This window comes from Ramlibacter cellulosilyticus (genome assembly GCF_014297465.1).
In the GTDB taxonomy this organism is placed as follows: Bacteria; Pseudomonadota; Gammaproteobacteria; order Burkholderiales; family Burkholderiaceae_C; genus Ramlibacter; species Ramlibacter cellulosilyticus.
This window is the reverse complement of the sequence record NZ_JACORT010000009.1, coordinates 233786-254313: the sequence shown is the minus strand read 5'-3', so window position 1 is coordinate 254313 and position 20528 is coordinate 233786. Positions and strand designations below refer to the sequence as shown.

Annotated in this window: 25 protein-coding genes; 4 read left to right on the top strand and 21 right to left on the bottom strand. The window is 69.4% G+C overall.

The window, feature by feature from the left end; all coding sequences use genetic code 11:
• The first annotated feature begins 113 nt into the window (after positions 1 to 113).
• Complete coding sequence (locus H8N03_RS20245; RefSeq protein ID WP_187078028.1) at positions 114 to 1778, top strand: sensor domain-containing diguanylate cyclase; 1665 nt, start codon at positions 114 to 116, stop codon at positions 1776 to 1778.
• Positions 1779 to 1872: 94 nt separating this feature from the next.
• Here the strand turns inward: H8N03_RS20245 and H8N03_RS20240 are convergent, their stop codons facing one another.
• The 6 genes from H8N03_RS20240 to H8N03_RS20215 all read right to left on the bottom strand — a co-directional run bounded on the left by H8N03_RS20240 (position 1873) and on the right by H8N03_RS20215 (position 6725).
• Positions 1873 to 2682: a DNA alkylation repair protein gene (locus tag H8N03_RS20240; protein ID WP_187078027.1), complete on the bottom strand. Its 810-nt coding sequence runs from the start codon at positions 2680 to 2682 to the stop codon at positions 1873 to 1875.
• 1 nt (position 2683) lies between these two features.
• A complete protein-coding gene (locus tag H8N03_RS20235; protein ID WP_187078026.1) occupies positions 2684 to 3268 on the bottom strand; it encodes an SCO family protein in 585 nt (194 codons plus the stop codon).
• Between the two features lie 63 nt (positions 3269 to 3331).
• Positions 3332 to 4270: a heme o synthase gene (gene cyoE / locus H8N03_RS20230; RefSeq protein WP_435531676.1), complete on the bottom strand. Its 939-nt coding sequence runs from the start codon at positions 4268 to 4270 to the stop codon at positions 3332 to 3334.
• Positions 4201 to 5337, bottom strand: a complete 1137-nt coding sequence (locus H8N03_RS20225) for a COX15/CtaA family protein (protein WP_187078024.1) — start codon at positions 5335 to 5337, stop codon at positions 4201 to 4203. Before H8N03_RS20225 ends, cyoE begins: the two co-directional genes overlap by 70 nt.
• 1 nt (position 5338) lies before the next feature.
• Positions 5339 to 6061 (bottom strand): SCO family protein, encoded by a 723-nt coding sequence (locus H8N03_RS20220; RefSeq protein WP_187078023.1) that lies wholly within the window; start codon positions 6059 to 6061, stop codon positions 5339 to 5341.
• Positions 6012 to 6725: an SURF1 family protein gene (locus tag H8N03_RS20215; RefSeq protein WP_187078022.1), complete on the bottom strand. Its 714-nt coding sequence runs from the start codon at positions 6723 to 6725 to the stop codon at positions 6012 to 6014. The genes H8N03_RS20220 and H8N03_RS20215 overlap by 50 nt, the downstream gene beginning before the upstream one ends.
• Positions 6726 to 6755: 30 nt before the next feature.
• Between H8N03_RS20215 and H8N03_RS20210 the strand changes: the two genes are divergently transcribed.
• Positions 6756 to 6974, top strand: coding sequence for a twin transmembrane helix small protein (locus H8N03_RS20210; RefSeq protein ID WP_187078021.1), 219 nt, complete (start codon positions 6756 to 6758; stop codon positions 6972 to 6974).
• Positions 6975 to 7051: 77 nt separating this feature from the next.
• Here H8N03_RS20210 and H8N03_RS20205 read toward each other — a convergent pair whose 3' ends face one another.
• The 8 genes from H8N03_RS20205 to H8N03_RS20175 all read right to left on the bottom strand — a co-directional run bounded on the left by H8N03_RS20205 (position 7052) and on the right by H8N03_RS20175 (position 13281).
• Positions 7052 to 7933 (bottom strand): cytochrome c oxidase subunit 3, encoded by an 882-nt coding sequence (locus H8N03_RS20205; RefSeq protein ID WP_187078020.1) that lies wholly within the window; start codon positions 7931 to 7933, stop codon positions 7052 to 7054.
• Between the two features lie 40 nt (positions 7934 to 7973).
• On the bottom strand, positions 7974 to 8150 hold the full coding sequence (locus H8N03_RS20200; RefSeq protein ID WP_187078019.1) for a DUF2970 domain-containing protein: 177 nt from the start codon (positions 8148 to 8150) through the stop codon (positions 7974 to 7976).
• Positions 8147 to 8734, bottom strand: coding sequence for a cytochrome c oxidase assembly protein (locus H8N03_RS20195; RefSeq protein WP_187078018.1), 588 nt, complete (start codon positions 8732 to 8734; stop codon positions 8147 to 8149). Before H8N03_RS20195 ends, H8N03_RS20200 begins: the two co-directional genes overlap by 4 nt.
• 4 nt (positions 8735 to 8738) lie before the next feature.
• A complete protein-coding gene (locus H8N03_RS26040) occupies positions 8739 to 8852 on the bottom strand; it encodes a cytochrome oxidase small assembly protein (protein ID WP_222623059.1) in 114 nt (37 codons plus the stop codon).
• Between the two features lie 11 nt (positions 8853 to 8863).
• Positions 8864 to 10540: a cytochrome c oxidase subunit I gene (gene ctaD, locus H8N03_RS20190; protein WP_187078017.1), complete on the bottom strand. Its 1677-nt coding sequence runs from the start codon at positions 10538 to 10540 to the stop codon at positions 8864 to 8866.
• A 31-nt stretch (positions 10541 to 10571) separates the two neighbouring features.
• The gene (gene coxB / locus H8N03_RS20185; RefSeq protein ID WP_187078016.1) at positions 10572 to 11732 is read right to left on the bottom strand and encodes a cytochrome c oxidase subunit II; all 1161 of its coding nucleotides are present in this window, start codon (positions 11730 to 11732) and stop codon (positions 10572 to 10574) included.
• 54 nt (positions 11733 to 11786) lie between these two features.
• The gene (locus tag H8N03_RS20180; protein WP_187078015.1) at positions 11787 to 12263 is read right to left on the bottom strand and encodes a DUF2244 domain-containing protein; all 477 of its coding nucleotides are present in this window, start codon (positions 12261 to 12263) and stop codon (positions 11787 to 11789) included.
• 130 nt (positions 12264 to 12393) lie between these two features.
• On the bottom strand, positions 12394 to 13281 hold the full coding sequence (locus H8N03_RS20175) for a class I SAM-dependent methyltransferase (RefSeq protein WP_187078014.1): 888 nt from the start codon (positions 13279 to 13281) through the stop codon (positions 12394 to 12396).
• Positions 13282 to 13309: 28 nt separating this feature from the next.
• Between H8N03_RS20175 and H8N03_RS20170 the strand changes: the two genes are divergently transcribed.
• Together H8N03_RS20170 and trmL are read left to right on the top strand one after the other, a co-directional pair.
• The gene (locus tag H8N03_RS20170; protein WP_187078013.1) at positions 13310 to 14011 is read left to right on the top strand and encodes a ComF family protein; all 702 of its coding nucleotides are present in this window, start codon (positions 13310 to 13312) and stop codon (positions 14009 to 14011) included.
• A gap of 12 nt (positions 14012 to 14023) precedes the next feature.
• On the top strand, positions 14024 to 14494 hold the full coding sequence (gene trmL, locus H8N03_RS20165) for a tRNA (uridine(34)/cytosine(34)/5-carboxymethylaminomethyluridine(34)-2'-O)-methyltransferase TrmL (protein ID WP_187078012.1): 471 nt from the start codon (positions 14024 to 14026) through the stop codon (positions 14492 to 14494).
• A gap of 195 nt (positions 14495 to 14689) precedes the next feature.
• On the opposite strand, the gene H8N03_RS20160 is transcribed toward trmL, so the two are convergent.
• The 7 genes from H8N03_RS20160 to H8N03_RS20130 all read right to left on the bottom strand — a co-directional run bounded on the left by H8N03_RS20160 (position 14690) and on the right by H8N03_RS20130 (position 20324).
• Entirely contained in the window at positions 14690 to 15145 is a 456-nt protein-coding gene (locus H8N03_RS20160) for a MaoC family dehydratase (RefSeq protein ID WP_187078011.1), read from the bottom strand.
• Positions 15146 to 15185: 40 nt separating this feature from the next.
• Entirely contained in the window at positions 15186 to 15803 is a 618-nt protein-coding gene (locus tag H8N03_RS20155) for a ParA family protein (RefSeq protein ID WP_187078010.1), read from the bottom strand.
• 79 nt (positions 15804 to 15882) lie between these two features.
• Positions 15883 to 17109 carry a methyl-accepting chemotaxis protein gene (locus H8N03_RS20150; protein ID WP_290428160.1) on the bottom strand — a complete coding sequence of 409 codons (1227 nt, stop codon included), beginning with the start codon at positions 17107 to 17109 and terminating at the stop codon, positions 15883 to 15885.
• A gap of 128 nt (positions 17110 to 17237) precedes the next feature.
• Positions 17238 to 17999 (bottom strand): sulfite exporter TauE/SafE family protein, encoded by a 762-nt coding sequence (locus H8N03_RS20145; RefSeq protein WP_187078009.1) that lies wholly within the window; start codon positions 17997 to 17999, stop codon positions 17238 to 17240.
• A gap of 149 nt (positions 18000 to 18148) precedes the next feature.
• Positions 18149 to 18691: an NADPH-dependent FMN reductase gene (locus H8N03_RS20140; RefSeq protein WP_187078008.1), complete on the bottom strand. Its 543-nt coding sequence runs from the start codon at positions 18689 to 18691 to the stop codon at positions 18149 to 18151.
• Positions 18692 to 18739: 48 nt separating this feature from the next.
• Complete coding sequence (locus H8N03_RS20135) at positions 18740 to 19705, bottom strand: Bug family tripartite tricarboxylate transporter substrate binding protein (protein WP_187078007.1); 966 nt, start codon at positions 19703 to 19705, stop codon at positions 18740 to 18742.
• 1 nt (position 19706) lies between these two features.
• A complete protein-coding gene (locus tag H8N03_RS20130; protein ID WP_187078006.1) occupies positions 19707 to 20324 on the bottom strand; it encodes a nuclear transport factor 2 family protein in 618 nt (205 codons plus the stop codon).
• Between the last annotated feature and the right edge of the window lie 204 nt (positions 20325 to 20528).

Below are 20528 nucleotides of genomic sequence, written 5' to 3'. Positions count from 1 at the left end.
CCCAGCTCGACGGGGGCGCTGCAACAATTCCGTGCATGAGGAGGAGTGCGCTTGGCGTTCTGTGCGCCATCTGGCTCTGGTGCGCCTCCTGTTGGGGCGGCACCGGCGGGGCCGTGGCCGCTGAAACGGAGGCTCCCGCGCACGTTTCGACGATCGCCCTCGGCGGCGAGACCGCCTGGGCGCCCCTGAACGGCCGCAGCCTCTACTGGTTCGATGCCGCGGGCAATTCCACCGTCGACAACGTGGAGGCGCGGTTCGCCACCCTTCCCTGGCAGGTGCGCAAGCGCGAGCCGCACGACCGCGTGCTGGGCGGCGCCTACTGGTTCCAGTTCGAAGCCACCGCGCCCGTGGGCGAGCACTGGTACCTGGAGCTGAACACCGCGTTCTACGACCACGTGGAGATGTTCTACCGCGACCGCCGCGGCAACTGGGTCGTGCAGCAATCCGGCACCACGCACGCCGTGTCCGACTGGTCGGTGCCCGGCCGCCTCCCCACCTTCGCCCTCGCCTTCGACGACCCGCGGCCCGTTCGCTACTACGTGCGCGTGCAGGACGACCGCGCCGACCTCTCCGCGCCGGCGACGCTGCTGCGCGAGGAGGCCGTGCAGGCGAGCCGCGAGCGCGAGCAGTTCCTGTTCGGCGCCTACTTCGGCCTCGCCGCCCTGATCACCGCCGCCGCTTTCGTGAACGGCCTGCTGTACCGCGACCGCGGCTTCCTCGCCTTCGGCCTCTACACGCTGCTGCTCGCCGCGGGCCAGCTGGGGCGCTCCGGCGTGCTGGCGCAGCACCTGTGGCCCGGGCTGCCGGGATGGAACGGCATGGCGCTGGCGCTCTGGCCGGGCGCGGCGACCGCCGCGGCGCTGTGGTTCGTCAAGGTGGTGACGGAGCCGGTGCGCCTGTCGCGCGCGCTGGACCTGGGCGTCTGGGCCCTCATCGCGGCGGTGCTGGCCGCCGTGGCCGTGGACATCGTCGTCGTCACGCGCGTCAGCATGCTCCTCGTGCTGGTGCTCACCGGCCTGTCGCTGCTGGCGATCACGGCCATGCTGGCCTGGGGCTTCGTGGACAGCAAGGAGCACCACGTGCGCATGCTGGCGCTCGGCTTCGTGCCGGTGCTGCTGATGGCGATCTTCCCGCTGTCGCGCGGCCTGGGCCTGGTGCCGAGCAACACGCTCACGCGCTACGGCCTGTACTTCGCGGCCGTGATCGAGCTGCCGATCCTGTTCTACGCGCTGCACCGCCGGCTGATGGCGTTCCGCGAGGCGATGCTGCGGGCGAACGCCCTGTCGCGCACCGATCCGCTCACGGGCCTGCCGCACCGGCGCGGCCTCGTGGAGCGGCTGGAATCGAGCCTGGCGCACGCGCGGGGGCAGAAGCAGAACTGCGCGCTGCTGGGGGTGCGCATCTCCAACCTGGACGCCATCGCCGAGGAGTTCGGCAAGGAGGCGGCGGAGAAGGCCCTCGTGGTCGCCGCCTCGCACCTGCGGCGCACCAGCGTGGAGTTCGACATGGCGGCACGCGTGGGCGAGCGCGAGTACGCCGTGCTGCTGGAAGCGCCGGTGACGCCGCAGGCATTGAGCTCGCGCGCGCAGCAGGTCGTGGCGAGCGGCCTGCGCCAGGTCGACCAGCTGCCCGCGGCGCTCACGCTGAAGTTCCACGTCACCGCGGCGATCCTGCCGGTGCCGCAGCTCGATGGCGAGGCGACGCTGCAGTGGGTGATGGACGGCCTGAACCAGATGAACCAGGACGCGAAGAAGCTGATCAAGCCGTTGAATTTTTGAGCGCCGGTGAAAGCTGGGGTGCGCTGCGCGCAACCCAGCCTACGGACGGGCGCCGTGCTCGGTAGGCTGGGTTGCGCGCCAGCGCACCCCAGCTTCACCCCCGCAAACTCCTCCGCGCCCGCTTCACGATAGACGCCGTCGCCGCCGACCCACTGCTCCGGCTCCAGGCCTCGCACACCTCCTCCACCCACGCCGGCTGCGTCTTCGCCGCGTCGTTCAGCCAGTTCGCCACCGAGTTCTGCACATAGCGGCTCTCGTCCGCTTTCAGCGGCTCCAGCAGCGGCAGCCCGCGCCAGGGCTCGCGCTTGAGGGTCTCGATCTGCGCGCACCACACGCCGCGCGGACGCGTCGCTTCGCTCGCGAAGCGGCGGATGTTCGGGTCGGGGTGGCAGGACCAGGACTGCAGCAGGCGCACCGCCGTGTCCACGTCGCCGGCGATCTCGTCGCGCACCGCCATCCAGGCCATCTCGCGCACGCCGAAGTGCGCGTCGGCCGCGAAGCGCCAGGCGGACGCGAGCTTGCCTGCGAGCGGCAGGCTGCTGAACGCGATCCATTGCGCCGCCCAGTTGCGCGCCACGTCGCTCGGGTGCGTCGCCAGCGCATGTGCGACGGCATCCCGGTCCGGGCGCGGCTCGGTGAGGTCGTGCAGCGCGCGCGCCACGTGAAGGTGGCGCTTCACCGGCGCGAAGGCCGGCAGCATCGCGAAGGTGTCCTCCAGGCGCTCGTGGCCGGGATCGAGGCCGATGTCGCGCGCGACGTTGCGCGCGAGGACGGGGAGGTCCAGCGCCAGGAACTCGTTGAGGTTGACGGTGGGGAGGGTCCCGGCGTTGAGCGCGGCGAGCACCTCGGGCGGGATCAGCGCGATGCGCGCCGCGCCCTTGCGCCCGAGGAGGTGCCGGACCACGTCACGCCTGGAGCAGCAGCTTCAGGTCGTCGGCCAGCGCCTGCGCGCCGCTGCCATAGCGGCTGTACAGGCGCAGCTTGCCTTGCGGGTCGTAGACGTAGCTGGCTGCCGTGTGCTCCATGAAGTAGCTGCCCGGCGCCTTGCCTTCCACGCGCTTGTAGTAGACCTTGAAGTCCTTGGCGACCGCCGCCGTCTGCGCCGCGTTGCCGCGCAAGGCCACCATGTCGGGGCCGAAGTTGGCGACGTAGGCCTTCAGCAGTTCCGGCGTGTCGCGCTCCGGGTCCACGGTGATGAAGACGCCCTGGACCTTGCCGCCGTCGGCGCCCAGGAGCTTCTTCGCCTCGGCGATCTCCTGCATCGTGGTGGGGCACACGTCCGGGCATTGCGTGTAGCCGAAGAACACGACGACGGCCTTGCCCTGGAAGTCCTTCAGGGTGCGCAGCTTGCCGTCGGCGTCCGGCAGCGCGAAGTCCTTCGCGTAGTCGGCGCCGGTGATGTCCACGGCCTTGAACTGCGGCTTGCCTTCCGGTGCGCAGGCCGCGAGCACGGATCCGGCGAGGGTGAGGAGTGCGGTACGTCGCAGCATTTCAATTCTCCGTAGCGCGTTGCCTTTGGGTCGCGCAGGCGCCGCAGGCGCTTCGGGGGTGGGTCATATGTAGTGGTCGACGAGCAGTGCCGCGAACAGCACGCTCAGGTGGATCAGCGAGAAGCGGAAGGTCTTGCGCGCGAGCGCGTCCGAGTACTCGCGCCAGAGGCGGAAGCCGTACCAGGTGAAGCCCGCGCTCAGCACGAGCGCCGCCGCGAGGTACAGCCACGAGCTCATGCCGTAGGCGAAGGGCATCAGGCAGGCCGCGAACAGCACGATCGTGTACAGCAGGATCTGCAGGCGCGTGAACTCGTTGCCGTGCGTCACGGGCAGCATGGGCAGCCCCGACTTGCGGTAGTCCTCCACGCGGTACAGCGCCAGCGCCCAGAAGTGGGGCGGCGTCCACAGGAAGATGATCAGGAACAGGATCAGCGCTTCGGGCCCGACCTCGCCGCGCAGCGCGGCCCAGCCCAGCACTGGCGGCATGGCGCCCGAAGCACCGCCGATCACGATGTTCTGCGGCGTGAGCGGCTTCAGGATCACCGTGTAGATCACCGCGTAGCCGACGAAGGTGGCGAGCGTGAGCCACATCGTGAGCGGGTTCACCCAGGCATACAGCAGCCACGAGCCCGCGGTGCACAGCACGGCGGAGAAGAGCAGCGTCTGCCAGTCGCTCAGCTCGCCCTTCGCGGTGGGACGCCACGCCGTGCGGCGCATCTTCGCGTCGATGCCCTTCTCCACCAGGCAGTTGAAGGCGGCAGCGGCGCCGGCGACCAGCCAGATGCCGAAGCAGGCGATGAGCGCGATGCGCACGTCCTCCCGGGACGGCAGGCCGGGCACCGCAAGCACCATGCCGATGAGCGCGCAGAACACGATCAGCTGGATCACGCGCGGCTTCATCAGCGCGTAGAACTGGCGAACGACGGAGGCGTTCATGCCGCCACCTCCCTCGCCCGCACCTGCGGCTGCGCCACCGGCGCGCGGCTTTCGCGCAGCGCCCAGGTGAGCGCCACGACCAGCCCCGCGGCGCCGCCCGTGTGCGACACGGCGGCGATCATGGGCCAGTCCAGCACCACGTTCGACAGGCCCGTCGCGAACTGCCACAAGGCCAGGCCCGCCACGATGCGCGCCGTGTCGTGCAGCGCGCCGCGCCGCAGCTTCCACGCGAGCACGCCCAGGACGGCGAACAGGCCGTACGCGACGAGCCGGTGCGTGTAGTGGATCGCCGTGAGCGCCGCGAAGGTGATGTGCTCGCCTTCGCCGGTCTTGCCGAGGTCGCGCCACAGCTCGAATCCCTGCGCGAAATCCATCGCGGGCCACCAGCTGCCCTGGCAGGTGGGAAAGCTGCTGCACACGAGCACGGCGTAGTTCGTGCTGACCCAGCCGCCCAGGGCGACCTGCAGCCACAGGAGCGCGTAGGCGCCCAGCAGCCAGCGGCGCGCACCGGCGTCGATCTCGAAAGCGCCCGAGCCCCGCTGCGCCTGCCGGTACGCCACCGCCTGCATCGCGAGCAGCGCGAGCAGCACCAGGCCGCCCAGGAGGTGCAGCGTGACGATCGCGGGGAACAGCTTCATCGTCACCGTGAGCGCGCCGAACGCGCCCTGCACGCACACCCATGCGAGCGTGAAGGCCGGCCAGCGCGGCTGCACCGGCAGGCCGTTCTTGCGCTGCAGCCAGGTGGCGAGCGCCAGCGTCGTGATCAGCACGCCGACGCCGGTGGCGAGGTAGCGGTGCACCATCTCCACCCACGCCTTGCCGTGCGTGACGGGCCCGGTGGGCATGCGTGCTTCCTCCGAGCGGATCTCGTGCAGCGCACCGATGGGGCTGGCGTTGCCGTAGCAGCCGGGCCAGTCGGGGCAGCCGAGGCCGGAGTCGGTCAGGCGCGTGAAGGCGCCGAACAGCACCAGGTCGAAGGTGAGGAACAGCGTGAGGACCGTCAGTGCGGCGAGGCGCTGGGCCGGAGCCGCCTTCTTGTTGCGCAGCCAGATCCACGCGAGCGGCCCCGACGCCACGGCGATGCCGAGCAGCGCCACGCGCAGCGCGGGGGCGAGGTCGTACAGCTCGCCCATGTCAGTTGCCCGGCCTTCCTGCCTTGTCCCAGCCGGCCGAAGCGCGCATCAGGCGCTCGAGGTCCTTGCGGGCCTTGGCGGCGGACGCCAGGTCCGTGGCGGGCGGGAAGCGCATCATCCAGTGGCCCAGCGGGTCCACGACGTACAGGTGGTTCGCCAGCTGCTCGCCGCGCGCGGGCGAGAGCCATTGCGCAAGCTGCGCGCCATCGACGCGCAGCACGGTCGCCTGTTGCAGCGCCGGCTGCAGCGCGTCGCGCACCGGCACGTCGTCGGTGACGAACCAGACCCAGTCCAGGCGGTCCTTGTCCTTGCCGAGGGCTTCGCGCATCTGCCGCTGCAGGTACAGGTGCCGCTCGCAAGCCTCCTGGCACGCGCCGCCGGCCACGCTCACCAGCAGCCACTGTCCTTGCAGCGTCGGGAGCGCGACGGGCTTGCCGTCGAGCGTCCTGCCGGTGATGGAGGGGATCGGCCGCTGCGGGTCGATCAGCTCGCCGTAGCTGCGCCGGCTCTCCGGCCGCACCACGTAGTAGGTGAAATACGAAGCGATGACGGGCGCCGCGCACACCAGCGCGACGACCAGCATCTTCCAGCGGCCGCGGCGCGTGCGTTGCTCGTCGGCGAGCGCCGCCTCCTGCGGGAGCGGCAGCGAATGCACCGTGAGCCCCAGCGGCTGGTCAAGGACGCCGGGCGGGCCGGCGGGGGACGACGAGTTGGAACCAGACATAGAGGATGGCGATCAGCGCGGCCATGGCCCACCACTGGAAGGCGTAGCCGAAATTCTTCCCGGCACCGCTGCCCACCGCGGGCCATTGGCGCAACAGCCCTTCGGAAGGGGCACCCACCTGCTGCACGGACACCGGCAGGAGCGGCAGGCCGGTTTCCGCGCGGAAGGCGGCCAGGTCCAGATTCTGCCGGATCGGGCCCTTCTCTTCCGTGGCGAAGGCGTATAGCTTGGCAGGGGGCGGGGCCAAGCGGCCGCGGACCTCCACGGTCCCGGCGGGCGTCTGCACCGCGGGCAGGCGCGCGCGCTGCTCGAAATCCCGCTGGACCCAGCCGCGCTGCACCAGCACCACGGCCTGCGTCCCCTCCACGCGCAAGGGCGTGACGACATAGAAGCCCGGCACCGCGTTCATCTGGCGGTTGTCGAGGAACACGGTGCGGTCGGCGATCCACTCGCCGCGCAGGACCACGGGGCGGTGCAGCAGCGCGCCCGCGTCCGCACCGGCCACGAGTTCCTGCACGGGCACCGGCGCCGAGCGCTCGCGGGCCTCGATCGCTTCCTGCATCGCCGTGCGCTCCTGCCCCCGGCCCCATTGCCAGAACCCGAGGCTCGCGGTGACCGCGATGCCGGCGATCGCCGCCAGGGCGACCAGTGCGCGCTTCAGCATGCGGTGCGCGCGCGGCGGATAATCGCCTGCATGAAGTATTTCGTCATCGTCGGCTTCATCCTGATCATCGCCAGCCTCGGCTCGGCGCTGTTCTTCATGATGCGCGACGGCCACGACGGCCGCCCGAAGACCAGCAACATGGCGCGCGCGCTGGCGTTCCGCGTCGGCTTTTCCATCCTGCTGTTCCTGTGCATCCTGCTGGCGTGGAAGTTCGGCTACATCCAGCCGACGGGGATTCCGCTTCGCTGAAGGGACTAGGGGCTAGGGAGTAGGGAAGACCTCCCTAACCCCTAGCCCCTAGCCCCTAATCCCTGTTTACTGGATCGTCAGAGCCAGTAAACGAGCGTGTACAGGAACAGCCAGACCACGTCCACGAAGTGCCAGTACCAGGCGGCGCCTTCGAAGCCGAAGTGGCGGTCGGCGGTGAAGTGGCCCTTCATCAGGCGCAGCGTGATGAAGAACAGCATCAGCATGCCGACGATCACGTGGAAGCCGTGGAAGCCGGTGAGCATGAAGAAGGTCGAGCCGTAGGCGCCCGAGCTGAGCTTCAGGTTCATCTCGCTGTACGCGTGGAAGTACTCGTAGCCCTGCACGATGGCGAAGGCCAGACCCAGGGCCACGGTGATCCACATCCAGAAGATCGTCGCGCCGCGGCGGTTGTCGCGCAGCATGTGGTGCGCGATGGTCAGCGTGACGCCGGAGGTGAGCAGCAGCGCCGTGTTGATCGTCGGCAGCCAGAAGGGCGTCATCACCTGGAAGGGTTCGATCACGCCGGCCGGCGAGGCCGTGGTGCCGGGCGCGACGGTGGGCCACACGCCCTTGAAGTCGGGCCAGAGCAGCGCGTTGTCCAGGCCGCCGAGCGCCGGCACGGAGTGCGAGCGCATCCACCACAGCGCCGTGAAGAAGGCGCCGAAGAACATCACTTCCGAGAAGATGAACCAGCTCATGCTCCAGCGGAAGGAGAGGTCGATCTTGCGGCCGTACTGGCCGCCTTCGCTCTCGTGCGCCGCGTCGCGGAACCACTGGAACAGCACCCAGAACAGCCACAGCAGGCCGAACAGGACGGAGTACTTGCCCCAGTCCGCGCCGTTGATCCAGTTGGCCGCGCCGAAGATCACGAAGAACAGGCCGAAGGCCGCGAACGCCGGGTGGCGCGAGGGCTGCGGCACGAAGTAGTGGGGCGTGGTCCCCGGTGCGCTGGTGCTCATCTTGACTCCTGAATCCTCAGTCTCTCTTTTTCAATCCTGTTCAGACGACCCAGTTCACCAGGGCGATCAGCCCGCCGATGAACAGCAGCACCAGCACCAGCGCCACCCCGATGATGGCGAAGGGGCTGAGCTTGCCCAGGTCCTCTTCATATCCACTGCGCTTGCGGACGCCGAAGAAGGCCCACAAGACCGCCTTGAACGTGTGCAGCAGCCTCAACCGCCCACCTCCTGCGAAGGGGCCTTGGCCGTGGGCGCCGGCGGCGTCTTGCTGCCCACCTCGAAGAAGGTGTACGACAGCGTGATCGTCGTCACGTCCTTCGGCAGCTTCGGGTCGATCACGAAGGCGACCGGCCACTGCTTCTTCTCGCCCGGCGCGAGGGTGTACTGGTTGAAGCAGAAGCACTCGAGCTTGTTGAAGTGCGGACCGGCCTGGCGCGGCGCGTAGCTCGGGATCGCCTGCGCCGCCATCGTGCGGTCCTGCACGTTCTCGAACTCGTACATCACCGTCGCGAGCTGGCCCGGGTGCACCTGCAGCGAAGCCTTCTCGGGATGGAAGCGCCACGGCCCGCGGGCATTGGCGTCGAACTCCACCGTGACCGTGCGGCTCGTATCGACCTGGCTGTTGCCCGTCGCCGTGGAGCCGCCCGGCACCTGCTTCTCGCCCAGCGCCAGGATGTTGATGCCGGTGAGCTCGCAGATGTGCTTGTAGATCGGGATCAGCGCATAGCCGAAGGTGAACATGCCGGCCGCCACGACGGCCAGCTTGCCCAGCATCTTCCGGTTTTCCGCGCCGCGCGCCACGTTGCTATCTCCCCAGCAGGAACATCTTGCCGACGAAGCCGAGGAAGAAGACCAGCGCGATCGACGCCAGGATCAGCGCGAGCCGCAGGTTCTTCTTCCGCTGTTCTTCGTCGGCCATGGCGGCGGTCTTCAATGGGCGCCGGCCGCGTTCTCGGGCTGCACGCGCGCGTCCAGGACGCGGGTGGCCGTCGGGTCCAGCTTCGGGGGCACTTCGAACGTGTGGAAGGGCGCCGGCGACGGCACTTCCCACTCCAGGCCTTCGGCGCCCTTGCCGTCCGGGTCGTTCCAGGGACGCTGCGGGGCAGCCGCACCCTGGCCGCGCATGCAGGGCAGCACGACGAAGAAGAAGAAGTACACCTGGGCGAAGCCGAAGAAGAAGGCACCGATCGACGCCACGGCGTTGAAGTCGGCGAACTGCATCGGGTAGTCGGCATAGCGGCGGGGCATGCCGGCCAGGCCCAGGAAGTGCATCGGGAAGAAGGTGACGTTGAACGAGATCAGCGACCACCAGAAGTGGATCTTGCCGCGCGACTCGTTGTACATCACGCCGGTCCACTTCGGGATCCAGTAGTACACGCCGGAGAACAGCGCGAACAGCGAGCCGGCCACCAGCACGTAGTGGAAGTGCGCCACGACATAGTAGGTGTCCTGCAGCAGCAGGTCGATCGGCGCCATGGCCAGGATCAGGCCGGTGAAGCCGCCGATGGTGAACACGAAGATGAAGCCGCAGGCGAACAGCATGGGCGTCTCGAAGGTCATCGAGCCCTGCCACATGGTCGCGATCCAGTTGAAGATCTTCACGGCCGTCGGCACCGCGATCAGCATCGTCGCGTACATGAAGAACAGCTGGCCGGTCACCGGCATGCCGGTCGTGAACATGTGGTGCGCCCACACGATGAACGACAGGATGGCGATGGAGCTCGTCGCGTACACCATGGAGGCGTAGCCGAACAGGCGCTTGCGGGCGAACGCGGGCACGACCTGGCTGATGATGCCGAAGGCCGGCAGGATCATGATGTAGACCTCGGGGTGGCCGAAGAACCAGAAGATGTGCTGGTACATCACCGGGTCGCCGCCGCCGGCGGGGTTGAAGAACGTCGTGCCGAAGTGGCGGTCGGTCAGCGTCATGGTGATCGCGCCGGCCAGCACGGGCATCACGGCGATCAGCAGGTAGGCCGTGATCAGCCAGGTCCAGGCGAACATCGGCATCTTCATCAGCGTCATGCCGGGGGCGCGCATGTTGAGGATGGTCACGATGATGTTGATCGAGCCCATGATCGACGAGGCGCCCAGGATGTGCATCGCGAAGATGCCGGCGTCCATCGAGGGGCCCATCTGCAGCGTCAGCGGCGCGTACAGCGTCCAGCCGGCGGCGGGCGCGCCGCCGGGCATGAAGAACGAGCCCACCAGCATGATGCCCGCGGGCACCATCAGCCAGAAGCTGAAGTTGTTCATGCGGGCGAACGCCATGTCGGGCGCGCCGATCTGCAGCGGGATCATCCAGTTCGCGAAGCCCACGAACGCCGGCATGATCGCGCCGAACACCATGATCAGGCCGTGCATGGTGGTGAACTGGTTGAACAGCTCGGGGTTCACCAGCTGCAGGCCGGGCTGGAACAGCTCCGCGCGGATGCCCAGGGCCAGCAGGCCGCCGAACATCAGCATGAAGAAGGAGAACAGCAGGTACAGCGTCCCGATGTCCTTGTGGTTGGTCGCGTAGACCCAGCGGCGCCAGCCGGTCGGGGCGTGGTCGTGGTGGTCATCGTGGCCGTGGACGTGGCCGTGGGGGTCCAGAACTGCGCTCATGGATGGTTTCCTCTATTCCTCTGCCCGATGATCACTTGCCGCGCTGCGCCAGCACTTCGGCGGGCTGCACGATCTGGCCGGTCTTGTTGCCCCAGGCGTTCTTGGTGTAGCTGATGACCGCCGCGAGGTCGGTGTCGCTCAGCTGCTTCCACGGCGGCATGGCGGCACGGCCGTTCAGCACGATGTGGATCTGCTTGGTCTTGTCGGCGTCCAGCACCACGGGCGAGCCGTCGAGCGGGAGGATGGGGCCGGCGCCCTTGCCGTTGGCCTGGTGGCAGGCGGCGCAGTTGGCGGCGTAGACCTTCTCGCCGCGGGCGACGATGTCGGTCATCGTCCAGACCTTGGCCGGATCGTCGGCCTTGGCGGCCATGATCTTCTTCTGCTCGGTCGCCCAGGCGGCGAACTGTTCCTGCGACACCACCTTCACGTGGATCGGCATGTACGCGTGCTCCTTGCCGCACAGCTCGTAGCACTGGCCGTAGAAGTCGCCGACCTTCTCGCTGCGGAACCAGGTGTCGCGCACGAAGCCGGGGATGGCGTCCTGCTTCACGCCGAAGGCGGGCACGCCCCAGGCGTGGATCACGTCGTTGGCCGTCGTGATGATGCGCACCTTCTTGTTGACCGGCACCACCAGCGGGTTGTCCACGGCCAGCAGGTAGTTGCTGGGGATGTCCGCGGCCTTGGCGCCGTCGTTGGACATCTCGCGGTGCGAAGGCAGCAGCGTGGACAGGAAGCTCACGCCCTGCGCGTCGCCGCTCAGGTAGTCGTAGCCCCACTTCCACTGGTAGCCGGTGGCCTTGATGGTCACGTCGGCGTTGGAGGTGTCCTTGGAGGCGACCAGCACCTTGGTGGCCGGCAGCGCCATCAGGATCACGATGATGAAGGGGATGATCGTCCAGATCACTTCCACCGTCACCGACTCGTGGAAGTTCGCGGGCTTGTGGCCGACGGACTTGCGGTGCTTCCAGATGGAATAGAACATCACCGCGAACACGGCGATGAAGATCACGATGCAGGTGATCAGCATGAACCAGTGCAGCCAGGACTGTTCCACGGCGATGCGCGTGGCCGCGGCGTGCAGGTTGAGCTGGCGAACCGCCGGGCCGCCCGGCAGGTCCTCCACGGCATGGGCCGTGCCGGCCAGGGCACCCGCCAGCGAAAGCAGCGCCGCGATCTTCGAAATACTCTTCATATCGTTTTCAGCCTCAAGCCTTCAAAAAACCGTCCCCCGCAGCCTCCGGTGCGCTCAAGCCTCGCGCAGGGCCCTGCGGATCTCCCGCGCCAGCACCGGCCGCAACTCCGGCCGGAGATGCCGTCCGACGCTCACGCGCCGTCCCTGCCCGGACACCTCGATCAGCGATCGGTCGTCCACCGCCGGCTCCACGCGGACCCAGTCACGGTTGAATTCCGCCCGCTCCACGCGCCCGGCGTTCTCCGTCTCCACCACCAGCCGCCGCCCGGAAAGCGAGATGTGCTCCCGGTCGGCCGCATGCCGCGCATAGGCCAGGAAGGCCACGCCCACCGCCGCGAGCTCGAGCCACGCGAAGGGGAGGACCAGCACCGCGCCCTGGAACCACAGGAAGGTTCCGATCCCGAGCGTCACCAGGCACAGCGAGAGGTACAGCCAGCCCAGCTGGGCGGGCTTCACCGAGCAGTTGCGCCCCAGGAACCAGTGGATGGCCTGGCCCCGGACGGTGGCGAAGCGGAAGGCAGGGTACGACACGGCCTACACACGTAAATCAACCGCGCATTGTAGCCGCGTGCAACCTGCCACTTTCCGGGGCGGCCGGGCTTGATGCCGCGCAAGCGACGCGGTGTTGCGGATTGACCCCGCGCAAGCGAGGAGCGCCCCGCTAGGTGCGGCCGCCGCGCAGCATGGAACGCATGTCGTCGACCGACACGGAAGTACGCTCGCCGACCTTCGCGCGGGGCGCGGGCTTGAGCGCGTGGCCGTAGACGACCTCGAACGTGAGCGTGATCTGCCCGTCCGGCCCGCGCAGGCGGCGGTCCATCTCCTGCAGCAGCCGCGCGTGCCACCCGCGCCCGCGCAGGGCCGGGAAGCGCCCCGGGTGCAGGTTGGCGCCGAGTTCGCGCAGCTCCGCGAGCAGCCGCTCGGGCGTGGCGAAGGCGAGCTGGATGCGCTCCATGTCCATGACCGGCTCGGCGAAGCCGCCGTGCACGAGCATGTCGCCCCAGTCGTGCATGTCGGTGAACTCGTGCCCGGGCGGCGGCCAGCCGAGGTCGGCATAGAGGGCCCGCAGCTCGCGCAAGGTGTCCGGGCCGAGGCAGGAGAACATCAGGAAGCCGTCCACGGCCAGGGCCTCGTGCCACTGCTTCATCACCGCCTGCGGGTCCGCGCTGGTGTGCAGTTGCATGTTGGACCACACCATCTGCATGCTGCCGGGCGCCACGGGGCCGAAGTCGACCTTGCCCGCGCCGGCAAGGCGCTTCCACCAGGCGCCGGCCAGCTTCTCGCGGGCGACCGCCGCGCGCGCCGGCTGCGGCTCCACCACGTGCACGCGCGCCTGCGGGTAGCGCTGCACGACGCGCTGGTGCGCCTGCAGGCCGCCGCGGACGGGCTCCCAGTCGGCCCAGGCGCCGGGCGCGCGCTTGATCCATTCCAGGCGTTCTTCCATGCGCCGGCCCACTTCCTCGTGCAGCCAGGGACTGGCCGCGGGCGCGGCGTGCTCCCAGCGCGCGGCGGCGGTGGGGTCGATGGTGGGGGGACGCTCGGATGGCATGGACGGGGCTGGCAAGTATATTGAGGCGATGCGCAACGCCTGGCTGCAGCGCTGGACGAAAGACCTGCCGAGCCGCTGCGCCGTGTGCGGCGCCTGGCCGGCGCGCGCCTTGTGCGACGCCTGCGTCGCCGGCTTCGCGGCGCCCCGGCACCGTTGCGGCACCTGCGCGCTGCCCTTGCCGGAGGGCGTGGCGACCTGCGGTGCCTGCCTGCGCGAGCCGCCGCCGCTGGACGCCTGCTACGCGGCGGTGGCCTATGCGTATCCCTGGTCGGGGCTGGTAGCGCGCTTCAAGTTCGGCGGCGAGCCGGGCTGGGCCGCGGCGCTCGCCGAGCGCATGGCCGCCGTGCCGGGCGTGCGCGAGGAACTGGCGCGTGCCGACCTGGTCCTGCCCGTCCCGCTCGCGCCGCGCCGGCTTGCGGAACGCGGCTTCAACCAGGCCCTGCTGCTGGCCCGTGCACTCGCGCGGGACAAGACCGAGTCGCAACTGCTCCTGCGCCTGCGCGAGACCGGCTCGCAGGCCGCGCTCGATCGCAAGGCGCGCAGCGCGAACGTGCGCGACGCGTTCGGCGTGGAGCCGCTGCGCGCCGCGGAGGTGAAGGGCCGGGCGCTCGTGCTGGTCGACGACGTGATGACCAGCGGGGCCTCGCTGCATGCCGCGGCGGCCGCGCTGCGGCAGGCGGGAGCGGCGCGCGTGGCTGCGGTCGTGCTTGCGCGCACCGCGGAGGACTGACAATCCCGCCCCATGTTCCGCATCGTCCTCGTCACGCCCGAGATCCCGCCCAACACCGGCAACGTGATCCGGCTCGCCGCCAACACGGGCTGCGCGCTGCACCTGATCGAGCCCCTGGGCTTCTCGATGGACGACAAGCACATGCGCCGCGCCGGGCTGGACTACCACGAGTACGCGGAAGTGAAGCGGCACGCGGACTGGGACGCCTTCCTGCGCGACGAGGCCCCCGACGCACGCCACATGTTCGCGCTCACCACGCGTGCCACGCGGCGCGTGCACGACGTGGCGTTCACTCCGGGTGACTGGCTCGTGTTCGGCTCGGAGACGGCGGGCTTGCCCGCGCCGCTGCTGGAAAGTTTCGCGCCGCCGCAGCGCCTGCGCCTGCCGATGCGCGCGGGCCAGCGCAGCCTCAACCTCTCGAACGCGGTGGCCGTGACGGTGTTCGAAGCCTGGCGACAGCAGGGCTTCGGCGGGGCCGGCTGAGCCTGGGTGCGCACTGCGCGACACAAGCAATACTCCGTTGCACTCCGCTCAGTTTGAACTCTTTCGCACTGTCCCGCATCTCACTTCTAACCGGCCCGATCAGGGCAGGCCAGGCAACCCAGACTCCTTTCTTCACGGCCCGCTTCGCGCGGGCCTTTTTTTGCCCGCCGACGCGTGTAACGCGATACACATGCCTCAGGCGTAGCGGCGCGTCAGCGACTCGGCCACGCACACCGGCTTCTCGCTGCCCTCGCGTTCCACGGTGACGTTCCAGGTCATCTGCCAGCCGCTCTCCGGCACGGGGTCGCAGGCCAGGAGCTTGATGCGCGCGCGCAGGCGGCTGCCCACGGGCACCGGGGCGGTGAAGCGCACGCGGTTGAGCCCGTAGTTCACGCCCATGCGCGTGTCCAGCACTTCGAGCGACGATTCGAAGAAGCGGGGCAGCAGCGACAAGGTGAGGAAGCCGTGCGCGATGGGTGCGCCGAAGGGCCCTTGCTTCGCCCGTTCGACGTCGACGTGGATCCACTGGTGGTCGCCGGTGGCCTCGGCGAACTGGTCCACCTGCTGCTGGGTCACGGTGATCCAGTCGCTGGTGGCGACTTCCTCGCCGACGAGGGCGGCGAGCTCGGAGAGCTTCTGGAAGGTTCTCATCCTCCGCAATGTAGCGCGCGGAGGTGCGCTGCAGGGTCGCTCAGGCGTCGAGCCAGCGCGCGATCCCTTTCCACTGCTCGAGATCGCGCTCGACCTTCGCCGGCGCGAGGTCGAAGAGGGTCAGCCCGCGCGCGGCGAGGTGCACGTAGTTCTGCGTCGGCCGCAGGAAGCCCAGTACCGGCAGGCCGAGCGCATCCACGAACTCCTGCAGCTTGTCCGCCGCGATCGTGCGCTGGTCCACGCGCGTGCCGACGATGCCCACCTGCATGCGGCCGGCCTTGCGATGGTGCGCAAGCTCGTCCAGGAAGGCGCGGGTCGCGTACATGTCGAAGATGCTGGGCGACAGCGGCACGAGGACCTTGTCGGCGGAGCGCAAGGTGTCTTCCATCCACTTGCCGTGCATGCCGGCCGGCGTGTCGAGCACGACGTGCGTCGTGCCCTTCGGCGGCTTGGCGATCTGGCCCTCGCCCACTTCCCAGCTGGCGATCGGCCGGGCCTCCGCGGGCCGCAGGCGCAGCCACAGCCGGGAGGACTGCTGGCGGTCCGCATCGCCCAGCATGACCTGCCGGCCCTGGCCGGCGTAGTAGCCGGCGATGTTGGTGGCGACCGTGGTCTTTCCCACGCCGCCCTTCGGATTCGCAACCACGACGACCGGCATAGCCGTTCCTCCTGTGCTTTGCGGCAGCCTGCCGACCAGGGGATGTTACCGCCCACGGCTGAGTTAGGGAACCCGCCGCTCAGAACTCCCGCCACCGGCCCGCCGGGGCCGCTGGCAGCAAGGGCAGGGGCGACGTGGCGGTCCAGGCCGGCGCGGCGGGCGCCTTGGGGCCTTGCACCTGGGGCGCGTCGCCCAGGCGGAAGCGGGCCACGAGGCGCAGGAGCACCTGCGCGCGGTCCTTCATGGATTCCGTCGCGGCCGAAGCCTCCTCGACCAGCGAAGCGTTCTGCTGCACCACGCGTTCCATCTGCGTCATCGCGTCGTGCACCTGCGCGATGCCGGCGCTCTGCTGCTGGCTGGCGGCGGCGATCTCGGTGACGAGCCCGGTGACCTGTTCCACCGCCTGCACCATTTCCTGCATCGTGCGGCCGGCGGCATCCACCAGCCGCGAGCCCGCGTCCACCTTGCCGGCGGAGTCGGTGATCAGCGCCTTGATCTCGCGCGAGGCGACGGCGCTGCGCTGCGCCAGGTTGCGCACTTCGGCCGCGACCACGGCGAAGCCGCGGCCCTGTTCCCCGGCCCGCGCCGCTTCCACCGCGGCGTTCAGCGCGAGGATGTTCGTCTGGAAGGCGATGCCGTCGATCACGCCGATGATGTCCTCGATGCGGCGCGAGGCGTCCGCGATGTCGGTCATCGTGGTCACCACGTCGCCCACCACCTGACCGCCGCGGCGCGCCACGTCCGAGGCACCCGCCGCCAGCTGCGCCGCCTGGCGGGCGTTGTCGGCGTTCCGGGCCACGGTCGCCGTGAGCTCCTCCAGGGAGCTGGAGGTCTCCTCCAGCGTGGTGGCCTGCTCCTCGGTGCGCTGCGACAGGTCGAGGTTGCCCTGGGCGATCTGCGCGCTGGTCTCCGCCACCGTGCGCGCCGAGCCCGCCACCTCCCCCACGAGCGCGCGCAGGTGCGTGACCATGTCCTGCAGCGCGCGCATCATCTTCGAGATCTCGCCCCGGCCGATGATCTCCACCTCGGTGCCCAGGTCGCCGTCGGCGATGCGGCGCAGCGAGGTCGCGGCGCTGCGCACCGGCAGCAGCACGTGCAGCTGGATGGACCGCGAGAGCACCACCCCGAGCAGCGCCATGGCCACGACCAGCACGGCGGCCGCGACCATGCCGCCACGCACGACTTCGGCCGGCGCCTGCGCCTGCTGCAGCAGGTAGAGGCCACGGGCGGCGGTGGCCACGAGGGCGGCGAGCATCAGGCCCACGAGCAGGGCCAGTTTCTGCGGCAGTCTCAGTCGGTTCAGCAAGGCACTCCTCCAGCGGCGCTTCCGTCACTGCCGAGGATGCCAGCCGCCCTGCCCTGCGTCCATTTCCGCCCGCAGGCGGCAGGGCGCAGGGCGGCATTTTTCGATGCCGGCGCAACGCCGGCGCACCATCACGCCGGCCCGAACGCGTCCCAGACCAGCTTCAGCCCGGTGAGCAGCATGCCCAGGTAGATCAGCTGGTAGAAGCGCTTCGGCTGGATGCGGTGCGCCAGCCGCACGCCCACGAGCACCCCCACCGGGGCGAACGGCATCAGCGCCAGCGAGGTGCTCATGTTGCGCAGGTCCAGCAGCCCGAGCCAGCCGTAAGGGATCCACTTGCTCAGGTTGATGACGAAGAAGAACACGCTCATCGTCGCCGCGAAGGTGACGGGCGCGAGGCGCAGCGGCAGCACGTAGGCGTTCACCGGCGGCCCGCCCGCATGCGCGACGAAGCTCGTGAAGCCCGAGGTTGCCGTGAGCACGGCGCCCAGCCAGCGCGGGGGCGGCTTGCTGTCCGCCCGCGGCGGAAAGGCGAGCCGCTGCGCCAGGAACAGCAGCGTGAACACGCCGACGATGCCGGCGACCAGCGTGGCATCCAGCAGGCGGAACGACACCGTGCCGATGACCGTTCCCACGAGCCCCGCGGGCACCAGGAACCGCAGCAGCTTCGCGTCCCACTTCCCGCGGTAGGCCGCCAGGCCCATCACGTCCATCACGAACAGGATGGGCATGAGGATCGCCGCGGCCTGCGGCACCGTCACCGCCAGCGCCATCAGCGGGACCGCCAGCGAACCGAAGCCGGCGCCGAAGCCGCTCTTGCTGATGCCCAGGAGCAGGACGGCGGGGATCGCGGCGGCGTAGAAGTGCCAGTCGGTGATAAGGGGAAGAGACAAGGGATGAGGGGCTAGGGACTAGGGACTAGGGACTAGGGACTAGGGACTAGGGACTAGGGACTAGGGATTAGGGACTAGGGATGAGCGTAACAGCCCCTCCTAGCCCCTAGCCCCTAGCCCCTAGCCCCTAGCCCCTAACCCCTGCCCCCTCACCCGACCCGCTTCTTCAGGTTCTGCGTCGCCACCAGCAGGTCGGTGATGAACTTCGCCGTCGGCTCGTCGGTGAGCTCGCCCTGCGCGTTGAACTTGGTCTGCGCACTGCTGATGAACACCTCCGGCTTGTTGACCGTGAAGGTGTTCATGTAGACGAGGATCTTGCGCAGGTCGTACTGGCCGCGCGCCGTTCCCACCGGCCCCTGGCTCGCGCCCATGATGGCGACCACCTTGCCCTCGAAGGGCGGCTCGGGCGGGCGCGACATCCAGTCCAGCATGTTCTTCAGCACGCCGGGCACCGAGAAGTTGTACTCGGGCATCACGATCAGCACCGCGTCGGCGGCACGCACCTTCGCCTTGAGCGCTGCGACTTCGGCCGGCTCGCCGGCGGCGCGCACGTCGTCGTTGTAGAGGGGGATGGCGGCGATGTCCGCGATCTCCACCTCCATGCCCGCGGGTGCGAGCTTCTGCGCGGCGCGCAGGGCCATGGCGTTGAAGGAAGCCTTGCGCAGGCTGCCGCAGATTCCGAGTACTTTCATGTCGTCCCGTGAGAGGTCGTCATTCCCGCGAACGCGGGAATCCAGGTTTCATTCCGCGCGGATGGCGAGCGTCCTCACCAGCTTCGACCAGTGGTCCACGTCCCGCTTCACCAGCGCACGCGCATCATCGCCGATCAGCGCGAGGGGCTTGCCGCCCGTCTTCGCGAGCGTCTCCCGCACGTCGGGCAGGGCCGCGAGCTTCGCAAAGTCCGCGCGCAGCTTCTGCAGCACCTCGGGCGGCGTCTTCGCCGGCGCGAACAGGCCGAACCAGGACTCCAGCTCCAGCGGCGCCGCGCCCGTCTCCTGCACTGTCGGAACCTGCGGGTGCATGGCATTGCGGGCGGCGCCGGAGACGGCGAGCGCCTTCGCGTTGCCGGCGTCGACCTGCACGCGCGCGGTCGGCGAGAGGTCGAAGAACAGGTCGACGCGGCCACCGAGCAGGTCCTGGTAGGCGGGTTGCGCGCCGCGGTACGGCACGTGCGCCACGTCCACCTTCGCCAGGTGCCACAGCGCCGCCGCGAGGACGTGCTGGCCGGAGCCATTGCCGGCCGACGCGTAATTCAGCTTGCCCGGGTTGGCCTTCGCGTACGCGAGCACCTCGGGCCGCGACCGCAACGGCAGGTCCTTGCGGCCGACCAGCGTGTAGCTGTAGCTCACGAGGAGACCGATCGGTTCGAAGTCCTTCAGGCTGTCGTACGGCAGGTTGGCGTACAGGCCGGGATTGAGCGCGAGGTTGGAGACCGAGCCCACCAGCAGCGTGTAGCCGTCAGGGGCTGCCTTCGCAGCGTAGTCGGTACCGACCAGGGTGCCGGAGCCCGTGCGGTTCTCCACGACGAAGCTCTGGCCCGTGAGCTTGCCGTAGCGATCGGCGAGCAGCCGGCCCACGGTGTCGAAGCCGCCGCCGGGCGGCTGCGGGACGATGATGCGCACGGCCCTGGAAGGGTAGCCCTGCGCATGCACGAGGGGCGCCGCACAGGCCAGTGCGGCCGCTGCGAGGAGGGCGCGGCGCTGCATCTCAACGCTCCAGGGGACCGCCCGCCAGCCAGCGCGCGCCGCGCTTGTACAGCTCGTGCACCACGGGGCCCTTCAGCATGGGCATGTCCATCTTCACCCGGTAGCCGATGCGCGTCTGGATGTACGCGAGGTGCCGGTAGCCTTCTGGCATGCCGGCGAGCAGGGAGGGATCGAGCTTCAGCTGCGCGGTGGGGTCGACCGGGTCGATGCGGTCCTTCTCGTAGATCGGCTGGCGGTGCAGCACCTTCCATTCGCCCTGGTACTTCGTGATGAAGTCGTGGAAGCGGCCGGTGCAGACCACGTCGCAGAGCACCGGGCCGTCGACGCCTTCGACCATGCCGCGCTGCGAGATGGTCATCTTCGTCTGCGCGATCGCGCGGTCGCCCGCCACCTCGATCGCGGAGCCGCCCAGGAAGTGCAGGATGCTCACGCCCCTGTCCCAGCCCTCCTGCGTGACGCGGATGAAGTCGCGCCACGGTCCCTGGAACCACGTGGCCATCATCACGCCCTCGGGATGCCACACGGTGGCGAACCGCTCCCAGTCGCCGGCATCGCGCCAGACGGCCCATCGCTCGACGAGTTCGCGGATGAGGAGCTTGTCCTCCAGGTCCTGGTTCATGCCTGTCTCCTTGGATCGCGGAACTCTAGCGAGCGGGGGAGCGGGTGGGAAGGAAATGAGTTTTTCGCCGCGTGAAAGAGTGAAGGCCGATCGGTGGGGTTCGCTCGCGCTCACCTGCCGGCGCTGGCGCGCCGCCACCCTACATGGCGCCACATGCACGCAATTTCGCGCTCTCCTGTAGGGTGGCGCGGCGAAGCCGCGGAC